The 25696-nt window shown below is 63.6% G+C and carries 27 protein-coding genes and 1 riboswitch; of the genes, 11 read left to right on the top strand and 16 right to left on the bottom strand.

The genetic code is table 11. The features are described 5' to 3' along the window. Together ACK8CP_RS03430 and ACK8CP_RS03425 are read right to left on the bottom strand one after the other, a co-directional pair. On the bottom strand, nt 1-822 hold the full coding sequence (locus ACK8CP_RS03430; RefSeq protein ID WP_414833355.1) for an ABC transporter ATP-binding protein: 822 nt from the start codon (nt 820-822) through the stop codon (nt 1-3). Nucleotides 823-829: 7 nt separating this feature from the next. Further along, a complete protein-coding gene (locus ACK8CP_RS03425; protein WP_414833354.1) occupies nt 830-1957 on the bottom strand; it encodes an MlaE family lipid ABC transporter permease subunit in 1128 nt (375 codons plus the stop codon). Nucleotides 1958-2081: 124 nt separating this feature from the next. Between ACK8CP_RS03425 and dgcN the strand changes: the two genes are divergently transcribed. Both dgcN and dgcA read left to right on the top strand, forming a co-directional pair. Then, nucleotides 2082-3089 carry an N-acetyltransferase DgcN gene (dgcN, locus tag ACK8CP_RS03420; RefSeq protein ID WP_414833353.1) on the top strand — a complete coding sequence of 336 codons (1008 nt, stop codon included), beginning with the start codon at nt 2082-2084 and terminating at the stop codon, nt 3087-3089. Beyond that, nucleotides 3086-4060 carry an N-acetyl-D-Glu racemase DgcA gene (gene dgcA / locus ACK8CP_RS03415; protein ID WP_234628352.1) on the top strand — a complete coding sequence of 325 codons (975 nt, stop codon included), beginning with the start codon at nt 3086-3088 and terminating at the stop codon, nt 4058-4060. The genes dgcN and dgcA overlap by 4 nt, the downstream gene beginning before the upstream one ends. A 28-nt stretch (nt 4061-4088) precedes the next feature. Here dgcA and ACK8CP_RS03410 read toward each other — a convergent pair whose 3' ends face one another. Further along, on the bottom strand, nt 4089-5270 hold the full coding sequence (locus ACK8CP_RS03410) for an MFS transporter (RefSeq protein WP_414833352.1): 1182 nt from the start codon (nt 5268-5270) through the stop codon (nt 4089-4091). Between the two features lie 44 nt (nt 5271-5314). On the opposite strand from ACK8CP_RS03410, the gene ACK8CP_RS03405 reads away from it, so the two are divergent. After that, entirely contained in the window at nt 5315-5743 is a 429-nt protein-coding gene (locus ACK8CP_RS03405) for a hypothetical protein (RefSeq protein ID WP_234628354.1), read from the top strand. Here the strand turns inward: ACK8CP_RS03405 and ACK8CP_RS03400 are convergent. The 3 genes from ACK8CP_RS03400 to ACK8CP_RS03390 all read right to left on the bottom strand — a co-directional run bounded on the left by ACK8CP_RS03400 (nt 5740) and on the right by ACK8CP_RS03390 (nt 8634). Further along, nucleotides 5740-6729, bottom strand: a complete 990-nt coding sequence (locus tag ACK8CP_RS03400) for a threonine/serine dehydratase (protein ID WP_234628355.1) — start codon at nt 6727-6729, stop codon at nt 5740-5742. The two genes, ACK8CP_RS03405 and ACK8CP_RS03400, sit on opposite strands and share 4 nt — an antisense overlap. Before the next feature lie 71 nt (nt 6730-6800). After that, nucleotides 6801-7823, bottom strand: a complete 1023-nt coding sequence (locus ACK8CP_RS03395) for a glycosyltransferase family 4 protein (RefSeq protein ID WP_414833351.1) — start codon at nt 7821-7823, stop codon at nt 6801-6803. A 10-nt stretch (nt 7824-7833) separates the two neighbouring features. Further along, entirely contained in the window at nt 7834-8634 is an 801-nt protein-coding gene (locus ACK8CP_RS03390) for a UDP-2,3-diacylglucosamine diphosphatase (RefSeq protein WP_234628357.1), read from the bottom strand. A 151-nt stretch (nt 8635-8785) separates the two neighbouring features. Here ACK8CP_RS03390 and ACK8CP_RS03385 point away from each other — a divergent pair, with 151 nt between their 5' ends. After that, entirely contained in the window at nt 8786-9562 is a 777-nt protein-coding gene (locus ACK8CP_RS03385) for an SDR family oxidoreductase (RefSeq protein ID WP_414833350.1), read from the top strand. Nucleotides 9563-9725: 163 nt separating this feature from the next. Here ACK8CP_RS03385 and ACK8CP_RS03380 read toward each other — a convergent pair whose 3' ends face one another. Then, a complete protein-coding gene (locus ACK8CP_RS03380; RefSeq protein WP_414833349.1) occupies nt 9726-10991 on the bottom strand; it encodes an OmpP1/FadL family transporter in 1266 nt (421 codons plus the stop codon). Between the two features lie 495 nt (nt 10992-11486). On the opposite strand from ACK8CP_RS03380, the gene ACK8CP_RS03375 reads away from it, so the two are divergent. From ACK8CP_RS03375 to ACK8CP_RS03365, 3 genes are read left to right on the top strand one after another with little or no spacing between them, the layout of a single operon-like run. Beyond that, the gene (locus tag ACK8CP_RS03375) at nt 11487-12488 is read left to right on the top strand and encodes a sulfurtransferase (protein ID WP_234628360.1); all 1002 of its coding nucleotides are present in this window, start codon (nt 11487-11489) and stop codon (nt 12486-12488) included. A 40-nt stretch (nt 12489-12528) separates the two neighbouring features. Further along, a complete protein-coding gene (locus ACK8CP_RS03370; protein ID WP_414833348.1) occupies nt 12529-13731 on the top strand; it encodes a YeeE/YedE family protein in 1203 nt (400 codons plus the stop codon). Nucleotides 13732-13738: 7 nt separating this feature from the next. Further along, on the top strand, nt 13739-13888 hold the full coding sequence (locus tag ACK8CP_RS03365; RefSeq protein WP_164879583.1) for a hypothetical protein: 150 nt from the start codon (nt 13739-13741) through the stop codon (nt 13886-13888). Between the two features lie 15 nt (nt 13889-13903). Here the strand turns inward: ACK8CP_RS03365 and ACK8CP_RS03360 are convergent, their stop codons facing one another. The 4 genes from ACK8CP_RS03360 to thiM are packed head-to-tail and all read right to left on the bottom strand — an operon-like array spanning nt 13904 to nt 17260. Continuing rightward, nucleotides 13904-14989, bottom strand: coding sequence for a TRAP transporter substrate-binding protein (locus tag ACK8CP_RS03360; protein WP_414833347.1), 1086 nt, complete (start codon nt 14987-14989; stop codon nt 13904-13906). Continuing rightward, nucleotides 14986-15792 carry a bifunctional hydroxymethylpyrimidine kinase/phosphomethylpyrimidine kinase gene (gene thiD / locus ACK8CP_RS03355; protein WP_414833346.1) on the bottom strand — a complete coding sequence of 269 codons (807 nt, stop codon included), beginning with the start codon at nt 15790-15792 and terminating at the stop codon, nt 14986-14988. The genes ACK8CP_RS03360 and thiD overlap by 4 nt, the downstream gene beginning before the upstream one ends. Then, nucleotides 15789-16442, bottom strand: a complete 654-nt coding sequence (gene thiE, locus ACK8CP_RS03350; protein ID WP_414833345.1) for a thiamine phosphate synthase — start codon at nt 16440-16442, stop codon at nt 15789-15791. The genes thiD and thiE overlap by 4 nt, the downstream gene beginning before the upstream one ends. Next, nucleotides 16439-17260 carry a hydroxyethylthiazole kinase gene (gene thiM / locus ACK8CP_RS03345; protein ID WP_414833344.1) on the bottom strand — a complete coding sequence of 274 codons (822 nt, stop codon included), beginning with the start codon at nt 17258-17260 and terminating at the stop codon, nt 16439-16441. The genes thiE and thiM overlap by 4 nt, the downstream gene beginning before the upstream one ends. Before the next feature lie 55 nt (nt 17261-17315). After that, nucleotides 17316-17426: riboswitch (TPP riboswitch) on the bottom strand. A gap of 98 nt (nt 17427-17524) precedes the next feature. Between thiM and ACK8CP_RS03340 the strand changes: the two genes are divergently transcribed. Then, nucleotides 17525-17761: an Lrp/AsnC ligand binding domain-containing protein gene (locus ACK8CP_RS03340; RefSeq protein ID WP_234628365.1), complete on the top strand. Its 237-nt coding sequence runs from the start codon at nt 17525-17527 to the stop codon at nt 17759-17761. Nucleotides 17762-17773: 12 nt separating this feature from the next. On the opposite strand, the gene ACK8CP_RS03335 is transcribed toward ACK8CP_RS03340, so the two are convergent. Further along, nucleotides 17774-18700, bottom strand: coding sequence for a DMT family transporter (locus ACK8CP_RS03335; RefSeq protein ID WP_414833343.1), 927 nt, complete (start codon nt 18698-18700; stop codon nt 17774-17776). A 63-nt stretch (nt 18701-18763) separates the two neighbouring features. Next, nucleotides 18764-21085, bottom strand: coding sequence for a xanthine dehydrogenase family protein molybdopterin-binding subunit (locus ACK8CP_RS03330; RefSeq protein ID WP_414833342.1), 2322 nt, complete (start codon nt 21083-21085; stop codon nt 18764-18766). Between the two features lie 117 nt (nt 21086-21202). Here ACK8CP_RS03330 and ACK8CP_RS03325 point away from each other — a divergent pair, with 117 nt between their 5' ends. From ACK8CP_RS03325 to ACK8CP_RS03315, 3 genes are all read left to right on the top strand, one after another. Continuing rightward, entirely contained in the window at nt 21203-22156 is a 954-nt protein-coding gene (locus ACK8CP_RS03325; RefSeq protein ID WP_234628368.1) for a DMT family transporter, read from the top strand. Between the two features lie 128 nt (nt 22157-22284). Next, nucleotides 22285-23349, top strand: a complete 1065-nt coding sequence (locus ACK8CP_RS03320; RefSeq protein ID WP_414833341.1) for a DNA topoisomerase IB — start codon at nt 22285-22287, stop codon at nt 23347-23349. Between the two features lie 28 nt (nt 23350-23377). Further along, the gene (locus ACK8CP_RS03315) at nt 23378-23857 is read left to right on the top strand and encodes a pyridoxamine 5'-phosphate oxidase family protein (RefSeq protein WP_234628370.1); all 480 of its coding nucleotides are present in this window, start codon (nt 23378-23380) and stop codon (nt 23855-23857) included. A 112-nt stretch (nt 23858-23969) separates the two neighbouring features. Here the strand turns inward: ACK8CP_RS03315 and ACK8CP_RS03310 are convergent, their stop codons facing one another. From ACK8CP_RS03310 to ACK8CP_RS03300, 3 genes are all read right to left on the bottom strand, one after another. Continuing rightward, nucleotides 23970-24518: a sigma-70 family RNA polymerase sigma factor gene (locus ACK8CP_RS03310; RefSeq protein ID WP_092811201.1), complete on the bottom strand. Its 549-nt coding sequence runs from the start codon at nt 24516-24518 to the stop codon at nt 23970-23972. 12 nt (nt 24519-24530) lie between these two features. Next, complete coding sequence (locus ACK8CP_RS03305) at nt 24531-24752, bottom strand: NepR family anti-sigma factor (protein WP_234628371.1); 222 nt, start codon at nt 24750-24752, stop codon at nt 24531-24533. A gap of 532 nt (nt 24753-25284) precedes the next feature. Beyond that, nucleotides 25285-25548, bottom strand: a complete 264-nt coding sequence (locus tag ACK8CP_RS03300; RefSeq protein ID WP_414833340.1) for a Rho termination factor — start codon at nt 25546-25548, stop codon at nt 25285-25287. Nucleotides 25549-25696 lie beyond the last annotated feature (148 nt).

Below are 25696 nucleotides of genomic sequence, written 5' to 3'. Positions count from 1 at the left end.
TTATCGGCTCACTTCCGAAAGACCGGCCGCCCGCGCGCGCTCGCCGCTGAAGTAATCACGGACCCAGGGATGGTCGAAGCGCTCCATCGTTGCGATGTCGCCTTCGACAAGAATGCGTTTTTCACCGACCACGGCAATGCGATCGACGATGGCATGCAGAGTATCGAGATCGTGGGTTACCATGACGACGGTCAAACCCAAAGTCTCGCGAAGGTCGGCAATCAGTTGATCGAAAGCCGCCGCCGAAATGGGATCGAGCCCCGACGTCGGCTCGTCCAGGAAAACGATCTCCGGGTCAAGTGCCAGCGCGCGGGCAAGGGCCGCGCGCTTGATCATGCCGCCGGACAGCTCTGACGGATATTTGATGCCGTCGGCGGCCCGCAATCCCACGAGTTCGACCTTCATCGTCGCCAGAGATTCCATCAAAGCGTCCGGAAGATCGAGGTATTCGCGCATCGGCACCATGATGTTGTCGGCAACCGTCAACGCCGAGAACAAGGCGCCGTGCTGGAAGAGAACGCCCCACCGCCGTTCGAGCTCGGGATTCGCCCCCTGGCTCAGATCGTGTCCAAAAGCCATGATGCGGCCTTCCCGGTGCGGTAGGAGACCGAGAATGGCACGCGTCAGCACCGATTTGCCGGCGCCCGAGGCACCCACAACCGCCAGCACCTCACCGCGATAGATATCGAGGTCGAGGTTTTGCAGGATCGGCTTGTCGCCGAAGCCGACGGTCAGGCCGCGCACCGAAATGATCGGCTGTTTGCCCTTGCCGCTGGTTCGTCCTTCGGACCCGTTTCCGCTTTCGTTGGTCGTCTGCTCCATCAAGACCTCAAAAGCCGATCGCGGCGTAGAAGACGGCAAACAGACCGTCGACGACGATCACCATGAAAATCGCCTTCACCACGGAGGCGGTCGTCCGTCGACCGAGCGATTCCGCGCTGCCCCCGACCGCCATGCCCTCGGTGCAGGCAATGAGACCGATGATGAGCGCCATGAAGGGCGATTTATAAAGACCCGCCAGCAGGCTCGTCATATCGACGGCATCATGCAGGCGGGCGATGAAGGCATCAGGCGTAATACCTGAATACAGCCAAAGCATCATCATGCCGCCGGCGAGCGTCGCCAGCGCGGCGATGAACGACAACAGCGGCAGGACGATCAGAAGCGCCAGGATGCGCGGCAATATGAGGACATTGACCGGATCCATCCCCATCACGCGCAACGCGTCGATTTCCTCGCGCATCTGCATCGAGCCGAGCTCCGCGGTGATCGCACTGCCCGAGCGGCCGGCGACCATGATGGCGGTCAACAACAACGAGATTTCGCGCAAAGCGAGAATGCCGAGAAGATCGACGGAGAAGACTTCGGCGCCGAAATAGCGCAGCTGGAAGGCCGATTGCTGGGCGAGGATGGCGCCGATGATGAAGGACATCAGCACCACGATCGGCACGGCGCGAAGCCCGATCATCTCCATCTGGGTGATGATCGCATAAAACCGCGCCGAGCCCGGGTGCAGGATGACGTGCAGGATTTCCAGGATCACCGAGCCGAGCATGGTGACGATGCGTCTCGCATCCGCGATGATCGACAGGACAGTCTGCCCGACATCGGCAAAAACGTTCGACTTCTTGGGGTGCGGCAGGCTCTCGCCGTCTTTGAGCGCCACGCGCACCCGCTCGATCAGGGTCTCGCGCCCGTCCTCCGCGCCGACATAGGTGACGTCGCGGCCAGATTCCCGCCAGGCTTTCTCCAGCCGCACGAGGAGAAAAGCGCCCGCAGTGTCGAGCGTCTCAAGATCGGACAGATCGATTTCCAGACGGCGCGCACGGCTCTCCTGATCGCCCGCCGCCTTCTGCAGCGAACGGTCGAGATTGGCGGCCTGGTCGATCGCCCACACCCCCTTGGGCCGCAGGACAAAACGCTCGCCGACCAGTTCGTAAGAGAGATCGGACGTCATAACCTCACGTGACGTAACAACAGCTGACGCTGCCCTTGCAGCGTGCTAACGGTGCGGCCTTCATGGCGCGGACTTTGCCCGCACCGACCAGGCATCACAAGCGCAACGAGGCCACACATTTCAAATGATTGAGCGTCCTTATCTTATTTTCCTCGGCGACGTTCCGGACAGGCTCGCGGCCAAGACGGCCTATGGCGTCGTCGACTGGAGCCGAGAATGGTGTGTCGGTCAGCTGCGTCTCCCCGGCTGCCAGGCCGATACGGGTCTGAAGGATATGACGATTGCCGAGGCGACCGAAGCTGGCGCCCGCACCCTCATCATCGGAGCCGTCAATCCCGGCGGAGTGCTGCCGGAGCATTGGACGTCGACGATCGTGGAGGCGATCGAAGCCGGCATGGATATTGCGAGCGGCCTGCATGTGCGGCTTGCCTCCGTCGACGCGATCCGCGAGGCGGCCGAGCGCAAGGGCGTCAAACTCCACGACACGCGCCACGCCGATCGTCGCTTTGCCACCGGCAAGGGCACGAAGCGCCCGGGCAAGCGGCTTTTGACCGTCGGCACCGACTGCTCGGTCGGCAAGAAATACGCGGCGCTCGCGATCGATCGCGAACTCAACGGACGCGGCGTCAACTCGACCTTCTGCGCCACCGGCCAGACCGGCGTCATGATTTCGGGCCGAGGCGTCGCGATCGACGCCGTCGTCGCCGACTTCATCTCGGGTGCGGCTGAGTGGCTGTCACCTGCGACCGAGCCGGACCACTGGCAGATCGTCGAGGGCCAAGGCTCGCTCTTCCATCCCTCGTTTGCCGGCGTCAGCCTCGGCCTTCTGCACGGTGCCCAGCCGGACGTCTTCGTCGTCTGCCACGAGCCGACACGCACCAAGATGCGCAATGTCGAAGCCCCGATTTCGACGATCGAGGCGGTGATCGAGGAAACGATGCGGCTCGGGCGGCTCACCAATCCGGACATCGCCCCGCTCGGCATCTCGATCAACACGCAGGCACTCTCTGACGATGAGGCGAAAGCCTGTCTCGCAGAGGCGGAAGAACGCTACGGGCTGCCGGCCTGCGATCCGATCCGCACCGGTGTCGCCAAACTCGTGGACCGCCTTCTCAAAGAGTTCGTGGCATGAGCCTGTCGCTCGATCTCGCCGTCGAATCCTGGCCGATCGCCGGCAGCTTCACGATCTCACGCGGTTCGCGCACCGAGGCGAAAGTCATCGTCGCGCATCTGAAGGACGGACCGCATACCGGCCGGGGAGAATGCGTCCCCTATCCGCGCTATGGCGAGACGGTTGAAAGCGTCGCAGAACAGATCCGCGGCGTCGACCTCGACGGGCTCGACCGCGAAACGCTGAGACAGCGGCTGCCGGCCGGTGCCGCGCGCAATGCGATCGATTGTGCCCTCTGGGACCTTGAGGCCAAGCGCGACGGCACCTCCGCCGCGGATCGCTGCGGCCACATGGTCGCCCGCCCGCTCGAAACCGCCTACACCATCTCGCTCGGTAGCCCGAGCGACATGGCAAGCGCGGCTCACCGTGCGGGTCACAATCATGTGCTCAAGCTGAAGCTCGGCGGAGAAGGCGATGCGGAGCGCGTCCGCGCCGTCCGGGCGGCCATGCCGCGCGTGCCGCTCATCGTCGACGCCAACGAATCGTGGAGCGAGCACAACATCCTCGAAAACATGCGCGCCTGCGCCGAATCTCACGTCCAGCTGATCGAGCAGCCACTGCCGGCCGGTGAAGACGAGATGCTGCGGGAGATGCCGCATGTGGCGCCCATTTGCGCCGACGAGAGCCTTCACACACTCGCCGATCTCGACGGCCTCACCGGCAAGTACGACGCCGTCAACGTCAAGCTCGACAAGGCCGGAGGCCTGACCGAAGCGCTGGAACTCGTCCGCGAGGCACGCCGGCGCGGCTATCTGATCATGATCGGCTGCATGGTGGGCACGTCGCTCGCGATGGCGCCGGCCGTCATCCTGGCCCAGGATGCCGATGTCGTCGATCTCGACGGCCCTCTCCTCCTGGCGCGGGATCGCCAGCCCGGCCTCGTTTATGTGGGCTCGCTCGTCGAACCCCCGACGCCGCAGCTCTGGGGCTGAGCCTTCAGAAAAGCCCTGAGAGACGGCTCTAGGCTTTGAGGCCACGCGGAAGGCGCCATGCAATCGCAAGTGCGCAGGCGCCGAACGCGGCCATGAGCAGGAACGGCAGAGACGGTGCAATGCCGTAAAGCACCCCGGCCGCCAGGGTGCCGCTGCCGATCACCAGCCCGGCGCTCAGCTGGTAGGCGGCCTGAAGCCTCGCCGTATGCCCTGCTTCGGCGACTGCGGCGAGCGCCATCATCGCCCCGAGATGCGTGGCCGCGAAGGTGAGGCCATGCAGGACCTGCAAGACGAAGGCCCATGTCACGTCGGTTGCAAAGGCGAAGAGCGACCAGCGCAGCAGCGCGCCCGTGGCACCCGCGATGAGAAAACGTCGCGCACCCCAGCCGACGAAATGGCGTGCGAACCAGAACAGCGCGATTTCGATGACCACACCGAGCGACCACAGAGCCGCAATGACGAGGTCGGAGAAACCGAGCGAGCGCCAGTAGAGGCTGCCGAAGGCGTAGTAAGCGCCGTGGCTGCCCGTCACGAGGCTGGCCGCAGCGATGGTCAGAACGAGCCGCCGGTCCCTTGGGAAACCGATCATCCCGCCCCCCTTGGCAAGCTTTGCGGCCCGCCCGACAAGCGGCAGCGACAGCGCGGCAACGATCCCGAAGGCGAAAGCCGCGAGCTGCAGCCCGTAGACGGCATCGACCGAAACGCTCGAAATGATCTGACCCGCGGCGAAATTCCCGACGATGAACGCGACCGAACCCCACAGCCGGATGCGCCCGTAATCGTTGCCGTGCCGGCGTACCCCGGTGAGCGCCACGGCATCCCCCAGAGGGATGAGCGCGTTCCAGAAGATGAGTGCGGCAGAGGAAATCAGAAGCAGCGCCGCGGCACCGCCGGCAAAATTGAGAGCAAAGAAAACGAAAGTCGCGATGCCGGCATAAAGTGCTGCGGCGACCCGCAATTCGCCGAGACGGTCGGCAGCCGCTGCGAGCGTCCCGCTCAGGACCGCACGCACCAGCAACGGCAAAGCAACGGCCACGCCGATCTGCCCGTCGGAAAGCCCCTGCGCCTCGAGCCACACCGGGAAGAAGGGCAGATAAACGCCGAGCGCGAAGAAGACGGCTGCGAGGAAGCCTGCGCTCTTCAGTCCGAAAACGCGTCGTGCACGGCGCTTGCCGTCGCCATTAGCTCTTTCTAAGCTCTTCCGGTCCATCTTCGGACCCGTCAACGCGATCGCGTTCTGGAAGAGGAAAAGGCATGGCGCGCCTGATCGAAAAGGGCCTGACGGACATCGAGTACGAGACGATGCTGTCGGCACTGACCAGCACGTCCAAGGGACGCGCTTTCCTCGACGAATATGTGCGCCGTTCGCGGCGCACCGAAACCCGCTCGCTGATGACGGCGATGACGCGCCTTGCGATGAACGTCAGCACCCTGCGCACCCAGCTGAAGCCGAGCCAGATCGCCCGCGAATTGACGCGGATTGCCGGCGAGGTACCGCCGGGACGCGCGCGTCAGGATCTGATGGTGCTCGCTGCGGGTTTGCACGACGCAGCACCCGATGCCGCGGCAACCGCGGGACAGACGGCCGACATTCTGGAGCGTCTGAAGCAATTCCGTCCCTTCGGCACCGCTTCGGAGGAAAGCCGGGACGACCGCGACCGGGCGTCGGAAGAAAACCACTAAGCGGCCGAGCGATAACGAGCGAGCGCCTGCGCCAGGACTGAATCGTCGACATTGCCGCCGGAGAGAACCAGAACGACCACCGTTCCGCGCACATCGACCGAACCCGACAACAGCGCAGCAAGCGCGAGCGCGCCGCCCGGCTCCAGCACCAGCCGAAAACGCTCATAGGCAAAGGCAACGGCATTGAGCGCCGCATCGTCGCTCACCGTGCGTGTTCCCGACAAACGCTCGCGATTGATGGCAAAGCCGATCTCCCCGGGTGCAGGCGCCAGCAGCGCGTCGCAAATGGAGCCGCTGGTACGCTCGTTGCTGACGATCTGGTCGGCGGCGAGCGATCGCCCATAATCGTCGAAGCCTTCAGGCTCCATCGCAAGAACGCGGCAGTTCGGGGCACGCTCGGTCACCGCGAGCGACACGCCGGCAGCGAGTCCGCCGCCGCTGCAAGGCACCATGACGATGTCTGGCACAAGCCGCATATTGGCAAGCTCAGAGGCGATCTCGAGCCCGATCGTTCCCTGCCCGGCGATGACCTTGGTGTCGTTATAGGGATGGATCAGAAAGCCGCCCTCGCGGCGGATGACGTCCGCAAGCACTTCCTCGCGGTCTTCGCGCGCACGATCATAGGTGATGATGCGGGCGCCCGCCGCGCGCGTGCGATTGACCTTCACCGCTGGCGCGTCTTCCGGCATGACGATCGTCGCCGGCACGCCTGCGAGACGCGCCGCCTCCGCCACGCCCTGGGCGTGATTGCCCGACGAGCAGGCGACCACGCCGCCCGCAGCGGCGTCGCCCCCCGCCATCAGCGCATTGTAGGCTCCGCGAAATTTGAAGGAGCCGGTCCGCTGCATGCATTCCGGCTTCAGGAAGACGCGGGCGGCGAATTGCTCCGACAGAGCTGGCGCAGCAATGAGAGGCGTCCGCATGGCACGCCCTTGCAGGCGGGTGGCAGCGGCCTCGATATCGTTGAGAGAAACCGGCAGGGTCATGGATCGCCCTTAAGGCCTTTTTCATCCGCTTTGAAGAGGTAGAAAAGTATCGTATCCGCTATTCTACGACGTCACGCGGCGAGCTGGCAGTCCGGTCCCTGTGCCTTGACGAGATTCTCGCGAAATTCTTGCACGCTCGCATCCCAGCTGAAGCGCGTCGCATAGTCACGCGCCGCCTCTCTCGAAAGATCGAGGCACTGAAGAGCGGCCGCACGCAGATCCTGGCTCAAAACCCCGATCTCCGGTTCCACGATCACATCGCTCGGGCCGGTGACGGGGAATGCGGCAACCGGCAGACCGGAGGCCAGCGCCTCCAGGAGAACGTTGCCGAACGTGTCCGTCAGGCTCGGAAAGACGAAAACATCCGCAGCCGCGTAGGCATGGGCGAGCTCCTCGCCTTCCATGGCTCCAAGGAAATGCACATCCGGATGGCGCGCCTTCAGATCGGCAAGGGCCGGCCCGTCGCCGACGACGACCTTGGAGCCGGGCAGGTCGAGCGAGGTGAACGCCGCGAGGTTCTTTTCCACGGCGACACGGCCGACATTCAAGAACACCGGGCGCGGCAATCCGAGATCGGCCCCCGGGCGCGGATGGAAGAGATGGGAATCGACCCCGCGCGACCAGCGCATCAGATTGCGGAAGCCGCGTTCGGTGAGCTCGGCCTCCAGAGAAGGCGTCGCGACCATGCAGCCGGCGGCGGCATTGTGGAACCAGCGCATCATCCCGTAGAGCGCCCCGAGCGGCACCGGCGCTCGCGCACGCACATATTCGGGAAACTTGGTGTGGTAGCTCGTGGTGAAGCGCTGCCCCGTCTTCAGGCAATGGCGCCGCGCCAGAAAACCGAGCGGACCCTCGGTCGCGATGTGAATGCAATCGGGGCGCGCCGCCTCGATCATGCGGCCGACACGCGTCTTCGTCGTCACGGAAAGACGGATGTCCGGATAGGTCGGCATCGGCAACGTGGAAAAGCGCTCCGGCGCGATCACCGTAACCTCGTCCCCGCCCTCGGTCAGAATGTCGACGACCCGCTTGAGCGAGCGCACAACTCCGTTGACCTGGGGGAACCAGGCATCGGTGACAATGACAAGCCTCATTGGATCATGCTCAGGCAGCAACCGGTGTCGGAGCGTGATGCAGCTCGTTCAAAGGGGCGGCCCGCATGATTTCCGACCAGCGGATGATCTCCATCCGCCCGTCGTGATGCTCGGCCACCGCGGTGCAGCTTTCGACCCAGTCGCCGCAATTGACGTATTTGATGCCATTGCTGTCGTCGCGAATGGCCGCATGGTGGATATGCCCGCACACGACCCCGTCGGCGCCCTGGCGCTGCGCCTCCGCCGAGAGCGCTTCTTCGAAAGCACCGATGAAGTTCACGGCGTTCTTGACCTTCAGCTTCGCCCAGGCCGACAGCGACCAGTAAGAGAAGCCGAGAGCGCGCCGCAGCTGATTGACGTAGGTGTTGACGGCGAGAGCCGTGACATAGGCCCAGTCGCCCAGGAAGGCGAGCCATCTGGCGTGGCGCACGACGACGTCGAACTGGTCGCCGTGGATGATCAGGAAGCGGCGTCCGTCGGCCGTCTCGTGGATGACGCTGTCACACACTTCGATGCCACCGAAATGGCTGCCGAGATAGCCGCGCAAGAATTCGTCGTGGTTGCCCGGGATATAGACGAGCTTTGCGCCCTTGCGGCCCTTGCGCAGAAGCTTCTGCACCACGTCGTTGTGGTTCTGGGGCCAGTACCAGCCCCGGCGCAGGCGCCAGCCGTCGACGATATCTCCGACGAGATAAATCGTCTCGGCGTCATGCACCTTCAGAAACTCCAACAACAGCTCGGCCTGGCATCCGCGCGTGCCGAGATGAATGTCCGACAGAAACAATGTCCGGAAATGATTTGGCGGAGCCATCGCCGTGCTTCCCATGTCTTTCAAGCATGAAAAACCCGATTCAGGTATCAGTTGTGTGACATTGGCCGCCGCAAAGCTGCGGCAAGGCGTCCCGCGCTGGAATGAAAAGCCGCCTCCCCCTAGAAAATGGCAACAAACATAGGAGAAAGCCATGGATCTCGGCATCGAAGGACGGACAGCAGTCGTATGCGCCTCAAGCCGCGGGCTGGGGAAAGGCTGCGCGGAAGCTCTCGCCAAAGCCGGCTGCCGGCTCGTCATCAATGGGCGCAACGAGGAGAGCCTGGAGGAAACGGCAAGCGACCTCCGCCGTCTGGGCGCCGACGTCACCGCGGTCGCCGCCGATATCGGAAGCCGTGAGGGGCAGCAACGTGTCCTCGCCGCGGCAAAGACCGTCGATATCTTGATCAACAACAATGGCGGCCCGCCCCGCCGCGGCTTCCGCGAACTGACGCGAGCGGACATGTTGGAGGGCGTCACCCAGAACATGGTGACACCGATCGAACTCATTCAGGCCGTCGCCGACGGCATGGTCGAACGCGGCTTCGGGCGGATCGTCAACATCACCTCCCTGTCGGTGCTGATGCCGATCCCTGGGCTCGACCTTTCCTCCGGCGCCCGGGCCGGCCTGACGGCCTTCCTCGCCGGGTTGTGCCGCGAATTCGTTCCCCACAACGTCACCATCAACAATATCCTGCCCGGCAAGATGGACACGGACCGCCTGCGCGCGGGGATCTCCTGGCAGGCCGAGAAAGCCGGCATCAGCGAGGACGAGGCAGCAAAGCGCGAGGCCGCCGCAATCCCTGCGGGGCGCTTCGGAACGCCGGAAGAATTCGGCGAGCTCGCCGCCTTCCTCTGCTCGGCGCAGGCCGGCTACATCACGGGACAGAATTTCCGGGTCGACGGAGGCCTTCTCCCGGTCGCTTTTTGAGTGCGGTGACGCGGCCTCACTCGATCCACGAAACCCGGGGGGAAGGCCAGACGGAAGAATACTCGGCAACGGCTGCGCTTTGACCCGCCACCACGAAAGCAGCAGCCACAAAAAAGGGGCCGGTCACCCGGCCCCTTCCGAATTCCAGGACTTCGACGAAGTCTCAGTATTTGGCGACGATCGGCTCTTCCGTGCGCGGGCCGCCGAACTTCATCTTCAAAGCCGCCGACAGGATGTGCACGGAGCCATCCGAGGTACCGCTGAAAGGTCCGTTTGAGAGCGGGCCTCCGGCGGCCGCCGGAACGAGATCGGTATCGTCCGCTGTGATGTAAGAATAGCCGACGTCGAAGGAGAAACGCTCGGTCGCCTGGTAGCTCGCACCGGCGGAGAACCACCAGCGATCGTTGTCCGGCAGGCGGAAGGAGCGGTTGGCATTGTCGTTCGGCGACAATTCACGCGCCACACCGGCACGCACCGTGAGGTCCGGATTGACGTCGTATTCGCCACCGAGAGCGAAATACCAGCTGTCTTCATACTCGAAGCCCAGCGGGATCGCAGCGGGCGCGCCGCTCAGCGTCACAGTTTCGAAACGGCTCCAGTTCGCCCATTCGATGCCGGCCGTCAGGCGGAAACCATCCATGATGCGCTGACGCAGACCCACACTCACTTTGTCCGGCAGGTCGAAGCCGTCTGCCTCGACATTGAACGTACCGATCTGCGTGACGAGCGGACCTTCGATGTCATGATCGATGCGGGAGCGGTAACCGATACCGATCTCCGTACCGTCCATCGGCTTCAACTGAATACCGGCGGTGATGCCGAAGCCGAAATCGTCCGCATCGTCGAGTGCGGAGACACCGAAGACCGGGAGCGCCTGTCCGGTCAGACGGACATTGGCATATTCCACGACTGCGCCGACGGCGACGGTGAGATAGTCGTTGAACTGATAGGCGACGACCGGGTTGGCCGCCATCGTGAAGACTTCCGTCGTTCCCGCGATACCGCTGGTGCGCACGAGCGAGTTGTAATCGTATTTCGTCGCAAGCCCGAACGGCGCGTTGATGCCGAGACCGAGGATGATTTTGTCGTTCACCCGGTAGCCATAATAAGAAGCAGGCACGGGCGCGTTCTCGGCAATATCCCCTTCGTTCTGCGGGAATGGCGAGAGAACATCGACATCAGAGCGCGGCGCGATATAGGAAATCACGCTCTCACTCTGGAAGCCCATGACGGCGCTCAATGTCGCCGGGTTCCAGAACATCGACGACAGGCTGCCCCCAGCGGCCATGCCGGCAAAGGCCATACCCTGGCCATAAGCACTCTGCTCACGCAGCGCGAATGCGCCTGCATGCGCCATGCTGCTCGTCGTCACCGCGATGAGTGCGGCGGCGGCCACGCTATGGCCGAGATGCCTCTTCAGTTTGTGCATTCGCTCCCTCCCCCGATTCGTTTGGCTCACATGTGGCAGCACTAAGCCATGCGTCTTTAGGACAAGCAATCGCGGAACGCTGACACCGGACCTGCTCCCCGTCTTCGGTAAGCGATTGTGACAAAACCGCCACGATTGCCGTTGCGGAAGTCTAGTGAAACAGTATTTCTTGGATATCTTCGCCTTGAGCTCCGCAGATCTCTACACCTCGACAAGAAGCTTAACACACATACAACCTGGCTCCGAAAAGCCGGAAGTGTGCCGGCGAAGCGCCGATCGGAATGCCTCGCTGCGAGCGAGCGAATAACTTTCTCCCGATTGTCCACTCGGCAGGACAGAGATGCGCTCTGTCGCCGCAAGGCGCATCGGCATGCTTTGGGAGGAGCCTGTCTCCGCCCTACATTGAGAACCGTTCTCAGTTTCCGTCATCACAGATGACGCTGGTGGCGCCACTCTTCCCCCCGGGTCGGCGCCACGTCACATTTCGGAGGTCGCATGACCCATCATCGCCTTTTCGGCCGGCTGGTTCCCGTGGAACTGGCAGCCGCCATCATTCTCACGGCCGCAGCATGCTTCAGCTTTGTCGGCCACGCCCACGCCACCGACGTTCCCGGGCCGCTCGTGGACGTCGACTGGCTCAAGACCAATCTCGACCAGCCGGATCTCGTCGTTCTCGATACGAGGGGCGAGGCGGACGGATCCGATCCCTATGCGGAAGGCCACATTCCGGGCGCCGTCCACGCACCCTATCCGGGCGGCTGGCGCGCGACGCGTGACGGCGTTCCCGGTCAGCTTCCGGAGCTTTCGGCTCTCGAGAAACATATCGGCGGCCTGGGAATTTCCGGCGACGAGACCATCGTCATCGTCCCGGCTGCCTCGAGCTCCAGCGAGTTCGGCGGCGCGACGCGCATCTATTGGACGCTCAAGCTCGCGGGCCTCGATCACCTCGCCATTTTGAATGGCGGCTACCGCGCCTGGAATGCCGATCCGAGCACGACGCTTGCAACGAATACGCCCGAAATCGTTGCCGCCGACTTCAAGGCGCAACTGCAGCCCGAACTGCTCGTCTCGAGCGATGACGTCCGGTCGCATCTCGATGACGGCTCTACGGTTCTTCTCGACGGCCGTCCGGCCGAGCAGTTCAAGGGCAAGGAAAAGCATCCGGCTGCGAAGCGCTTCGGTCATCTTCCCGGCGCCATCAATCTTGACCAGTCGGTCTTCTTTGATCCGGAAACGGGCAAGGTCGTGCCGCAGACAGTCGCCGCATCGCTTCTGCCGGAGGCTGCGGCGCAGTCGAAAGCCGAGGTGGTGAGCTACTGCAACACCGGGCACTGGGCCTCGATGAACTGGTTCGTCCTGTCGGAAGTTCTCGGCCACAAGAACGTGACGCTCTACGACGATTCCATGGTGGGTTGGACGGAAAACCCCGACAATCCGGTCGAAAGCGAGCGCAGCCGCCTCGACGACATCAAGGCCTGGTGGAACGGCAACGGCTAAGCCCGCCGTTTCCTGTCGACATCATAACCTGAGAGATTGAATGTCCGTCTCAGCTGAAACGGCGCGGGGAAGCGGGGCTCCCGCATCCGCTGCCGAAATCGTCGCCGCGATCGACCGCTCCGCCCTCGCCTTCGCGGCAGCCGCGCTCCTGCTCGGCACGCTGATCATCGGCTACGAGGTTTCGCCAAAGATGGCCTCGCTGTTCCTGATCGGCGCAGGCCTTGGTGCGGCTCTTCTTCATGGCGCTTTCGGCTTCACCGCCGGATGGCGCAATTGCGTGACGAAGAGCGATGGGCGCGGGCTCCGAGCTCAGCTCTGGGTGATCGCCTTCACGGCGCTCTTTTTCATCCCGTTGATCAACGGAATGGTGCCCGGTTTGACCGTCCAGGGCGCGATCGCACCGGTCGGCACCTCGCTCATTGTCGGCTCGTTCCTCTTCGGCCTCGGCATGCAGCTCGCCAATGGCTGCGGCTCTGGCACGCTCTTCACCCTCGGCGGCGGCTCGGGCCGGATGCTGATCACGCTCGTCGCCTTCATCATCGGCTCGGTCGTGGGCTCCATTCAGCTCCCCTGGTGGCTCGACCAGCCGGGCTTCGATCCGGTCAACCTCGCCGAGTTCCTGACCGTGCCGGGTGCGCTGATCGCAATCTTCGTCGGCCTTGCGCTCGTTGGCGCCCTCACCTTCGCCATGGAAAAGCGGGCGAACTTCATGGCCCCGGCCAGGAAGCCCGGCCATTTCTGGCGCGGACCCTGGCCGCTTCTGTGGGCCGGTGGGGCGCTCGTCGTGCTCAACCTTTTGACGCTCCTCATCGCTGGCCATCCCTGGACGATCACCTATGGTTTCGCTCTGTGGGGCGCGAAGGCGGCACAGGCGATCGGCATCGACATGTCGGCTTACGAGTTCTGGCAATGGCCGAAAGGCGATCAGGCGCTGCACACCTCGCTTCTCGCAGACGTCACCTCGGTGATGAATATCGGCCTGGTGCTGGGCGCAATGGCGGCCGCCGCACTTGCGGGATCTTTCGCCAAGGCGCCTCTGCCGAGTGCGAAATCCGCGCTTGCCGCCGTCATCGGCGGCCTTTTGATGGGCTACGGCGCCCGCCTCGGCTTCGGCTGCAACATCGGAGCCTTCCTCGGCGGCATCGCCTCGGGTTCCCTGCACGGCTGGATCTGGTTCGCATCGGCCTTTCTCGGCACTCTGATCGGCATCCGGCTGCGGCCTCCCTTCGGTCTGGCGAATTGAGGCGGTGATGGCGCGTTATCTTCTTTTCGGCTTCGTGACGCTCGGGCTCCTGCTCGTTCTTGCCGACCATCTCCTGTCACCGCCTCTGCATCAGACGGGAACGAGCGACGTCGTCGCCTGCGCCCCCTGCGGCGCGCCCTGCCCATCGACGCGGTAGGCGAGAGCGCTTAAATCAACGGCGGGCGGCGAGAAGCGCCGCCTCGCTCACTTCCGACCAGGGCTGCATCCGTGCCCGCGCCGAGCGGTAGCTTTCGACGATCTCGGCCTGCACGCCGCCGGCGTCTGCAAGCTCGTCGAAGACCTCATCGGACGCCTGACGCGCCGCGGCCAGGAAATCGTCGGGAAACCGCCTGAGCACCACGCCCTTTTCCTGCGTGAGCTGTTCCAGAGCCCGAGCATTTTCCCATTCGGCCTCACCCAGGCCGCGAATGTTCTCCACCGCAAGGACATGACGCACGATCGCCTTGAGATCGTCCGGCAGCTTCTCCCAGGCGGAGATCGAGACGAGGCCCTCGCCGGTTCCGTTAGGCTCGTGAAAGCCCGGCCAGTAATAGTTCTTCGCGACCTGCCAGAATCCCATGGCGAGATCGGACCAGGGCCCCAAAAACTCCGTCGCGTCGATCGTCCCCGACTGGAGTGCCGGCAAAATCTCCGATGCCGGCAGCGAAACGGGCGTTGCCCCGAGCCGGCGCGCGACCTCACCGCCGAGGCCCGGCATGCGAATCTTGAGGCCTTTGAAATCGTCGAACGAGGCGATCTCGCCGCGATACCAGCCGCCCATCTGAAAGCCGGTGTTTCCGGCCATAAACGGCTTTACGCCGAAGGGGCGATAAAGCTCATCCCACAGCTCCTGACCGCCGCCATGGTCGATCCAGGTGATATGCTCCAGAGGCGTCAGGCCGAAAGGCGCCGCGGTGAAAACGGGAGCGACCTTCGCCTTGCCGGCCCAGAACAGAGAGGCGGTATGCGCCATCTCGGCGGCCCCTTCCGACACCGCATCGAACACGGCAAGGGCCGGGACGATCTCGCCCGCAGCATGCACCTGCACGACCATGCGCCCGCCGGACGCGAGCTCGATATCACGTGCGATCCGTTCCGCCGAAACGCCGGGACCCGGCAGGTTCTTCGGCCACGACGTGACCATCGACCATTCGATGCGGCTTTGGGCGACTGCCGGTCGGGCAAGCGCGCCGGCGCCTGCGACCGCCGCCCCTCCGGTGAGAAGGCCGCGCCGGCTGAGACTGTGGCCGGAGCTCATCCATTCCTCCATTGCCGGTAGAAATGGTGAACCGGTCCATGCCCCTTGCCGATCTCCAGGAGGTCCGCATTGACGATGGCGTTGTGGACATAGGCCTTGGCGGCATCGACCGCCTCCGGCAGGCCGAGCCCGTTGGCAAGCCCCGCCGCAATCGCCGAGGACAGCGTGCAGCCGGTACCGTGTGTATTCTTGGTGTCGATGCGCGGCGCGCTGAACCAATGGGCCACGCCTTCGAACCACAACAGGTCCGCGGCTTCATCGCCGTTGCCATGCCCGCCTTTGAGAAGGACCGCCCCGGCGCCGAAATCGGCAAGCGCCTGCGCCTGGCGCAGCATGGTGTCGGAATTGTCCGCAGGCTCCTCGTCGAGCAGGCGGGCCGCTTCCATCAGATTGGGCGTGATCACGGCGGAAAGCGGGAAAAGCCTCTCGCGCAGGCTCGTCACGGCCTCATCGGCAATGAGCGGATCGCCGGAGGCCGCCACCATCACCGGATCGAGCACGACGGGACCGGGCTCCCACCGCGTCAGCCCCTCCGCCACGGTTTCGATGACCTCCGGCTTCGAGAGCATGCCGATTTTGGTCGCGCCGACGGCAAGGTCGGAGAAGACCGCATCCATCTCGGCCGCCACGAAATCCGCGGGCACGTCGTGAATGGCCCTCACACCGCACGTGTTCTGGGCGACCAGCGCCGTGATCACCGTCGCGCCATAGACGCCGAGGGCGGAGAAAGTCTTGAGGTCGGCCTGGATGCCGGCGCCGCTGGTCGGGTCTGTGCCTGCAATCGAAAGTGCGATGGCCGTCATTGTGTGTCCTTCGCTGTACGAATTTCTTCAAGAAGCGCCTGGGCGGCGGCTTGTGGATCGTCGGCCCCCATGATGGCGGACACGACGGCAACGCCCTCGGCCCCGGCAGCGATGCATTCGGCGGCATTGGAAGCGCTGATGCCCCCGATGGCAACGGATCGAAGCCCGACAGCCCTCGTGACGGCCGAAAGCCCCTCCACGCCGATCGCCGCACCGGCATTGGGCTTGGTGGCCGTCGTATAGACCGGCCCGACCCCGATATAATCGGCGCCAGAAAGAGCGTCCCGGGACGCCTCGTGCTCGGTCGCACTGCCCACGGAAATCCCGAGGATGCGTTCCTCGCCGATCAGCCGCCGTGCATCCGCGCCGTCCATATCGCTCTGGCCGAGATGCACGCCGTCAGCCTCGACCGCGAGCGCCACATCGATGCGATCATTGACGATGAGTGGCACGCCCATAGGCTCCAACAGCGCCTTCAGGCGGCGCGCAATGGCAACGAGTTCACGCGTGCCGGCGTCGGGGTCGCGCAGCTGCACCAGCGTCACGCCACCTTTGACGGCCGCAGCGACGGTCTCGAAAAAATCGCGCGGACCGCAAAGCCTCGGATCGGTGACGAGATAAAGCGAAAGATCGAACGGATGACGCATCATTCCCCCTCCCCGCTTCCGGCGCCAATACCGGAATGAGCGGCAAGGAGATCCTTGTCCATGCGGAAGAGCGCGTCACAAAGCTCGGCCGGCAGATGCCCTGGCCCGTTGCCGCATCGCTCACCGGCGATCCGGCCGGCAGCGGCATAAACGGCAAGCCCGGCGGTCGCCGCTTCGAGCGGCGGCCGCACGGCCGAGAATGCGGCGACACAGGCGGAAAGCGCACAGCCGAGGGCGGTCGAGCGCGGCATGAGATCATGCCCGCCGGTGACCGAAACGACCTCATCGCCATCTGTCGCGTAATCGGTCGCACCAGTCACGGCAACGACACTTCCCGATGTCCGCGCCAGCGCCTTCGCCGCCGCAACGGCCTGATCGGAGGCGGCAAGAGAATCGACCCCCCTGCCGAGTGCGCCCGCCTCGCCTGCGAGACTCATGATCTCGCTCGCATTGCCGCGCACGATCGTCGGCCGCAGGGACAGGAGTGTGTTCGCGGCCTCGCTTCGGTATGGCGTCGCGCCCGTCGCCACCGGGTCGAGCACCCAGGGCTTCTGCTGCTCCCCCATGGCCTCGGCCGCCTTTTTCATGGCGCGCAGCCAGGCGGGCGACAACGTGCCGATATTGACGACGAGGGCGTCCGCGAGCTTGGCGAAATCGCCGACCTCTTCTTCCGCATGTACCATCGCGGGCGATGCGCCGAGGGCGAGAAGCGCATTCGCGGAGACGCTCATCGAAACGAAGTTGGTGATGTTTTGGACGAGAGGCTGGCGCGCACGCAGATCCGTCAGCGCCGCAAAGACCTCATCGATCGTCATAGGCATGGAATTCTCCCACTTCGGATCCGGCCCGAAGCGGAAGCAAATGAACGACGAGGATCTCTCGGCATCATCCCATCCCTCCGCCGGTGTTAACCGGATCAGGTTCGAGGGGTTGGCCGGATCGCCTCTCAGCCGCCTACAGATTGCAGCGGCACCCCCTGAGACGTCTTCCGATCTAGTGGTCTAGGAACCGCTTTGCAAGCATCGGCCGCTTGGCCCTTGCCGCGACCGGACAGTTGCGGTTTTCTCCCGGCCAAGGAGACTGCCATGACCCCGTTTTTCGTACTCATCAAATGCCAGCTCGGCCAGGCCTACCAGGTCGCCACCGCCCTGGCGGACGCCGAGATCGCATCTGAAATCTATTCCACAGCAGGCGATTACGACCTTCTGGCAAAGTTTTATCTGAGCCCCGACGACGACATCGGCCGCTTCGTGCAGGAAAAGGTGCACGTCATCGAAGGCATCCAGGACACCAAAACGATTCCCACCTTCAAGGCGTTCTGAGGCTCATCCGCCTCACCCCTGCGGCGTCGACAATTTGCGCATCTTTCGCCGCTCCAGCCCCAATTGATGCTCGCGGTAGATGATGAAGATGCCGGCAGCGATGACGACCGCTCCGCCCACGGCAACATTGATCCCGGGAATTTCATTGAAGAGCAGATAGCCGGCGATCGTGCCCCAGATCATCGAGGCATACTCGAAAGGCGCGATCGTCGACGTCTCGGCATAACGATAGGCGGCGGTCAGGGAGATCTGCCCAAGGCCGCCGAAGAGCCCGCACAGGGTCAGAAGGACCATCTCTTCCGTATCGGGCATGACCCATCCGAACGGGATGGTGAAAAGCGCCACGACCGTGCACGTGACGGAAAAATAGAAGACGATGGCGGAGGTCGATTCCGTCGCCGTCATCTTGCGGATGAGGATCGCGACCACCGCCGTCAGCACCATGGAGCCGAGCGCGCAGAGCGAGCCGACGAATTCCCGCCCGACGAGTTCGCCGCTTGAGAGAAGATCGAAGCGCGGCCACAGCACGATCATGATGCCGACGAAACCGACAGCAACGGCGGTCGAACGATAGATGCGCACCGTTTCGTGCAGGATCAGGGCGCCCAACACGACGATCATCAAAGGCGCGCCGTAGCTGATCGCCATGGATTCGGGCAGAGGCAGGCGCTGGACGCCGGCAAACCACAGCATCATCGTGGTCACCCCGATGAGGCCGCGACGGGCATGGCTCCAGGGATCTTTGGTGCGCACGGCCTCCTTGAGCTTGTTCTGCCAGGCGAGCATGCCGAGGAGCGGAACGAGCGCAAAGGCGGAGCGAAAGAACACGATCTCGCCGGTCGGCACGCGCTCGCCGACGAGCTTGATGCAGGAAAGCATCAGCGCGAAGGCAATGGTCGAGCTGACCTTGAGAATGATGGCGCGGGTCGCTGTGGTCACGATTGCCCACCGCCTCGGCTCTGCCGCGCGTTACGCCGGCAGTCCGCTTCGTCTTTGGTCACCCTAGCCTCGTTGTTCGGGGAGCGCCGCCTTTGCGGCTTGAATGGCATTCCACACCCGCAGCGGTGTCGCCGGCAGGTCGAGATGGCGGATCCCGTACTCTCGATAAAGCGCATAGACAACGGCATTCATGACCGCGGGCGTCGCGCCGATCGTTCCCGCCTCACCCGCACCTTTGATGCCGAGGGCATTGTGCGCCGAAGGCACGTTGCGCGTCTCGAAATGGAAGGAAACCGTGTCCCATGCGCGCGGCATGGCATAATCGCTGAAGCTTGCGGTCAGAAGCTGCCCGTCTTCGTCATAGACCGTGTTCTCCAGAAGCACCTGGCCGATGCTCTGCGCCACACCGCCATGCACCTGGCCCTCGAGCAGCAGCGGATTCACGCTCACCCCGAAATCGTCGACGATGGTGTAGCGGTCGATACGCGTGCTGCCCGTCTCCGGATCGATCTCCAATTCGCAGACATGCGTGCCGTTCGGATAGGTCGCTTCCGCCTGCTTGAACTCTCCGATCGCCGTCACCTCGGCGCGGTCGCCCGCTTTGGCTGCGAGGTGGGCGAACGAAATCGCCCGGTCGGTCCCGACGATCCGCGCCTCTCCGGCGGCAAGCTCGATATCGCCCGCAGCCGCTTCCAGCGCATCGGCCGCCAGATCCTTGAGCTTTTCCGCAAGATTGTCCGATGCGATGCGCACGGACGGACCCCCGAGCGGGATGGAGCGTGAGCCGCCCGTGCCGCCGCCCGTTTCCAGCGCATCGGTATCGCCCTGATGCACCCGGATCTGATCGAGATCGAGGCCGAGCCGCTCGGCCACGAACTGGGCATAGGCCGTGCGGTGTCCCTGCCCAGTCGCCTGCGTGCCGATGAAAAGCGCGACATGGCCGTCGTCTTCGAGCACGATTTTCGCCGGTTCGGAGCCGGCAAAAGCGCAGGCCTCGACATAGGTCGCCATCCCGATGCCTCTGAGCCGTCCGCGCGCCCTGCTCTCTGCAGCGCGCGTCTCGAAACCGGCGTGGTCCGACACCTCCAGCGCCCGATCCAGGTGCCCAGCGAATTCGCCTGTATCATACAGCCGTCCGGTGACGGTCTCGTACGGCAATTGCTCCGGCCGGATAAAATTGCGCCGCCGGATTTCGTCTGGAGCCAGACCCGCTACGCGCGCGGCCTCGTCGATCAGCCGCTCCAACAGGAACGCCGCTTCGGGACGCCCGGCACCACGATAGGCGTCGACCGGCACGGTGTTCGAATAGACGCCTTTGACGCTCACATGGGCGATCTCGATGTCGTACAGACCGGTCGTCATCGAGACCCCGACCCAAGGGATATACGGCCCGAACTGCGAGAGATAGGCACCCATATTGGCCGTGAGATCGACCTTCATGGCGAGGATGCGGCCGTCTCGATCGAGCGCCATGGCCGCCTCCGCGAAGTTGTCGCGGCCTTGCACATCCGACTGAAAATGCTCGTTGCGATCGCAGACCCAGCGCACCGGCTGACCGAGCACGAAGGCCGCTTTGGCCGCGAGCGGATATTCCCGGTAAGCGAAGATTTTGGGGCCGAAGCCGCCGCCGACCTCCGGCGTGACGACACGAAGGCGCGACGGGTCCACTTGCATCGCTTTGGCGACCGCCTTGCGCATGCCGTGCACGCCCTGCGAGCCGACCGTCAGCGTCCAGCGTTCTTGCCGCGGATCGTATTCGGCAACGATCGCGCGCGGCTCGATATAGTTGCAGACGAGGCGGTTGTTGACGAGGCTGAGCCGGGCGACCTTGTCGGCCCTGGCGAACGCGTCATCCGTCGCGGCCGCGTCTCCCACCTCATACTCGAAGGCGAGGTTGGTCCCGTGCTCCGGCCATACGAGCGGCGTGTCCGCCTCGAGCAGCCGATCGGTGCCGACGGCCACCGGGAGAGGTTCGTAATCGATCTCGATCAATTCCGCCGCTGCGCGTGCATTCTCGATTGTATCGGCGACGACGAAAGCGACCGCATCCCCCACATGCCGAACCACGCCTTCGCAGAGAACGGGCACCTCGGCCTTGCGCATTTCGCCCTTGGCCGGCCCCGATCCGAGACAGGGCATGGCGGCCATGTCGGCGACATCGGCTGCCGTCCACACGAGCTTCACGCCCTCCACCTTTCGCGCCGCCTCAAGACGCGGCGTGTCGAAGCGCGCATGCGCAAGCGGCGAACGCAGGACAAAGGCGACCAGCGTGCCGGCCGGCTTCACGTCGGTCGTGTAGCGGCCCTCACCGCGAATGAGAGCCTCATCCTCGACACGGCGCACCCGCGCCCCCATGCCAAACTTTGGCGGTGCCAGATCGGTCATTAGCGCAATTATCCGTCGTGAAAGCAGGAGAGACAGGCGCGAGCGGGGAGCCTGCGCCGACGAACGAAAGACCGCCCACAGCTTGACGGAGAATGCGACGAAGCGTCAATAGACGCCATGGATGGAACGGGCCGGTTCGGCGAAACATCTGCCGGACTGACGAAACGGTTTCAGGCTCTGCCCGGCAATCTCCGTGGTGCCGCCTGGATCATCGTCGCCACCGTTCTCTTCACCATCATGATGACGCTGATCAAGCTCATCGGCACGAGGCTGCCGGTCGCTGAAATCCTGGTCGTGCGTCAGTCGGTGATGTTTCTCGCCGCTCTGCCGCTGATCATCCGGGGCTTTCCGGGTTCGCTGACGACGCGGCGCCCTCTCCTGCATGCGGGACGCATCCTCTTTGCCGTCATTGCGATGTTCTGCGGCTTCACGGCGGTTGTTCATCTGCCGCTCGCTGATGCAACCGCGATCGCCTTCGCCAAGAGCTTTTTCATCCCGCTCTTTGCCATCGTCATCCTCAAAGAGGCGGTCGGACCTCGCCGCTGGGGCGCGATCATCTTCGGCTTCATCGGCGTCATGGTGATGCTCAACCCGACCGGCGCAGGCATCGACGGCTATGGCCTTCTCGCCGTGGCGGGCGCCGCCTCGGCGGCCCTCGTCATGGTGATCATTCGGCTCCTGTCGCGCTCGGATCTCGCGATCACCATCCTCGCCTATCAGACGGTCTTCGTGGGTGTTTTGCTGACACCTCTCGCCATCTGGCAATGGGTGTGGCCGACCTGGACGGAATTCGGCCTGCTCGTCGCCATAGGGCTCGTCTCGGTCACGGCACAAAGCTGCAACATCCAGGCATTTCGCGCCGGCGAAGCGACCGTGCTGGCGGCACTCGATTACGCCCGCCTCCTTTGGGCGACGATCCTCGGCATCCTGATCTTCAGCGAGATCCCTGCCATGCGCACCTTCATCGGCGCCGGCATCGTCATCGCGGCGGCACTTTACACCATCCATCGCGAAGCGAGACGCGGCCAGAGGCTGGCGCGTTCACCGGCCGGCCGCGGCTATACGAACTGAGCGACAAGAGCGCTCCAACCTTCGCAAGCCCCTGAGAAACATAGGGTTGCCGGCTTAGGAAGCTCTGCGCTCAGCCGAGGAACCAGGGCTTTCTCCTGCCCGTTTCGTGCCCGTCCTTTGGAGGCACGATGGCCGACACGCTTCAGGAACGAGCCGAATTGTGCGGGCTCAACTACATCTGCGCGGAAAATCTCACGATCGAGCGCCGCCGCAGCGGGCGTGGCTTCACCTATAGGCGTGCCGGCAAGACCATCCGCGATCGCCGCCTGCGCCAGCGCCTGGAAGACCTCGTCATCCCGCCAGCCTGGACCTCGGTCTGCATCGCCGAGGACCCACATGCACATCTGCAGGCCGTCGGACGTGATCAGGAAGGTCGCCTGCAATACCGCTATCACGAGGATTGGACGGACGTCCGCAACGCCATCAAGGCCGAGCGTCTTTTGCGCTTCGGCCGGGCGCTACCGAAGATCCGTGAACGGATTGCCCGCGATCTCACCCGCCGCCAAACAGACAGGTGTTTTTCTGCCGCCGTCGCGGCACGCCTCGTCGACCGAGCCTTGTTGCGGTCGGGCCACCGAGGCGATCCGGCAGATTGCGAAAGCGCCCGCGGTGCCACCACGCTTCTGAAAAAGGATGTGCGGCTGAACGGCCGCGCCGTCACGCTCGATTTCATTGGCAAATCGGGCAAGCGAATCCGCAAGGTGATCCCGGACACCTGCCTTCCGTCGCGACTTCGTAAGCTCAAGGCGATCGGCAAGCGCCGCCTCTTCGCCTATCGCGAGAGCGACGGTCGCCGCGCTTATCTGAACGCCCGGGACTTGAATCAATATCTGAAGAACGCCGCCGGAGCGCAGGTGACGTCGAAGGATTTCCGCACCTTCGCCGCGAGCGCGGCGGCCCTTGAGCTCTTCGTCGAAAACGAAAGACCGGAAAGCGACGGTGCACGCAAACGCGCCATCGCATCCGTGATGCGCGAGGTCAGCGACAAGCTCGCCAATACCATGGCCGTATGTCGCTCCAGCTACGTGCACCCGCTGGTCGTCCAGGCCTTCCAGGAGGAACGCCTGCGCGCCGATCTTCTGCGCGGACCGCACCGCACACATCTCTCGGCGGCAGAGACCGCCCTCATGCGATTCTTGGAGGCCGAAGAGGCGCGCGTGAAGCGGGAACACGAGCCGGACGCCCGGCGTTGAATCGTCCGAGAAACAAGGAGACACGCCGATGACAGATGCGCCGATCGAGGAATTCTTCGATCTCATCGAAGACGTGACCGTCTGCATGCTGACAAGCCGAGACGGCAGCGAGCTGCGCTCTCGCCCGATGGGCTTCGATGTCGACAAGTCCACCCACGAATTCCATCTCCTGACACGGAAATCGTCGCACAAGGCCGATGCGCTGGCCGCCCATCCGGAGGTCAATCTCTCGTTCGCGCGGCCGGGGCGCCGGGAATATGTTTCGGTGTCGGGCCAGGCCTACCTCACCACCGACAAGCGCCTCATCGATGCGGTCTGGTTCGACGACGCCGACAGCTGGTTTCCCGGCGGCAAGGACGACCCGGATGTCGCCGTCATCCGCGTGGTGCCCTCGAGCGGCGAATACTGGGAAGGTTTCAACTCCTTGCGCAGGCGCTGGAACCTGATCAAGGCGAAGCAGACGGGTGAAGAACCGCGTCTCGGCGAGAACCGGAAGGTCGCTCTTTAGGGGAACGTCGGTTCGCCGGAGCGTAAGATACAAAAAGGCGAGACACAAAAAGGCGAGACAAAAAAAAGGCCGCTCCGGTTCGGAGCGGCCTTTTTTCGTTGTCGAGACAGGATCAGCTGAAACTGCGCGTGATCACCGTTGTCGCCATCGGATCGGAGCCGTAGGTCTCCCCCTCCTCCAGAGCGAGGAGTTCGGCGAGCCGCGTGCGTGCACGGCTGACCCGGCTTTTGATCGTGCCGACCGCACAATCGCAGATCTCGGACGCTTCCTCGTAGGAGAAACCGGATGCGCCGACGAGCACCAGGGCTTCACGCTGATCGTCGGGCAGCTGCGACAGCGCCTCGTTGAAGTCGCGAAGATCCATATGCCCGTTCTGGGCCGGCTGTGATGCGAGCTTGGCGGCATAGGCGCCTTCGGCGTCCTCGACCTCTCGACCCTTCTTGCGCACCTGCGAATAGAATTCGTTGCGCAAGATGGTGAAAAGCCAGGCCCGCAGATTGGTGCCTTCCTGGAAGGTGTGAAACTTGGCCCATGCCTTCATGAGCGTCTCTTGGACGAGATCGTCCGCACGCTCGCCATTGCCGCAAAGCGAAACGGCAAAAGCACGAAGATTGGGAATTGCTGACAGGAGCTCCTGTCGAAGAGCCTCGGATACGGCCATATTGGGAGCGGCCTAACTGCGACGGTTCTTGGTTGTGGATTCTTCCAGCTGCTCCAGGAGATCGAGGAAGCGCTGAGGAACTGGCTCGTTCACCACATCGTCGTACACGGCGCGCAAATGCTTCCCGATCTGAGACTGAACCAGAGGGTGCATTCCATTTTCGCGGCCGTTGCTGTCCGCCAACATCATATCCTCCTGCGAGCGACCGCTGCCCTCCCGGTCAGATTGATCCATGTCACTTCAACTCCGTCACGAGGTTAATTCGGATGCTCGGGTTTTGTTCCGGCAAAGCAATTTCTGGTGCGAAACGCCGCAGCCGACGCTCGGGCCGGATGCAAGGGTGCCGGACGGCCGCGTCGCATCCCGTCGGAAAGCGACATCAACCACAGTCTTGAACCTGTAAGGCATTTACCATGATCAAGGTTAGCAGGCCGTTTATCGCCTCGGCTTCCACGACTTCACGCCGCTTGTCAAACACAAATGCGGCCGAATTTGGCGTTGCAGCAAAGGCGTCTGGCCAGAAAATGGAACCCGCAGCTTTGAGAAAAGGGAAGGCCTAAAGCCCGAACCACAGCGCAATCGCACCCAGAGCAACGATCGCCAACAGCGCCCCCCAGACAAGGACATGGCGGTTGGTGTTTCTCTCCTCCGCCTGCGTCACTTCGACTTCATTCATGTCATCCCGGGGCATACGCGCTCCTGAAAAGTGCCGTGGGTTGCAAAGGGTCGAGCTCTCTCCGCCTGCACCCTTTCGTACGGTGCGAAACTAGTGATTGCGGAGGGCGTCGATGAGCTCGGATTTGTCCATCTTCGAGCGCCCATCGATGCCGAGCTCCTGCGCCCGATCGTAAAGGTCGTCCTTGCTCCAATCCTCGTAGGCGGGATTCTTTCCGCCCTTCTTGGAAGGATGCATGGACGGATTGGCACGCGCATTGGCGATCCTTGCGGCTTTCTCCTTGGATTCGCCGCGCTCGCGCAGATCCTCATAAAGCTTGTCGTCTTTGACCTGGTTTCCGTGATTCTTTGCCATCGCTCCGCTCACGTTGCCATTTGAGGACACAACGGCGAAGGCGCCCATGCGTTGCGAAAGAAATGTGACAACGTGCACCGGCGCGCCAAGGAACCCGTGATGCCCGGCGACCATTCCCCAGAAAGCTGCAACCCACAGGGAGATAACA

Source organism: Afifella sp. YEN Y35, assembly GCF_047553465.1.
In the GTDB taxonomy this organism is placed as follows: domain Bacteria; phylum Pseudomonadota; class Alphaproteobacteria; order Rhizobiales; family Afifellaceae; genus Afifella; species Afifella aestuarii.
Note: the sequence above shows the minus strand (reverse complement) of the source record. Positions and strands in the feature narration are given on the sequence as shown.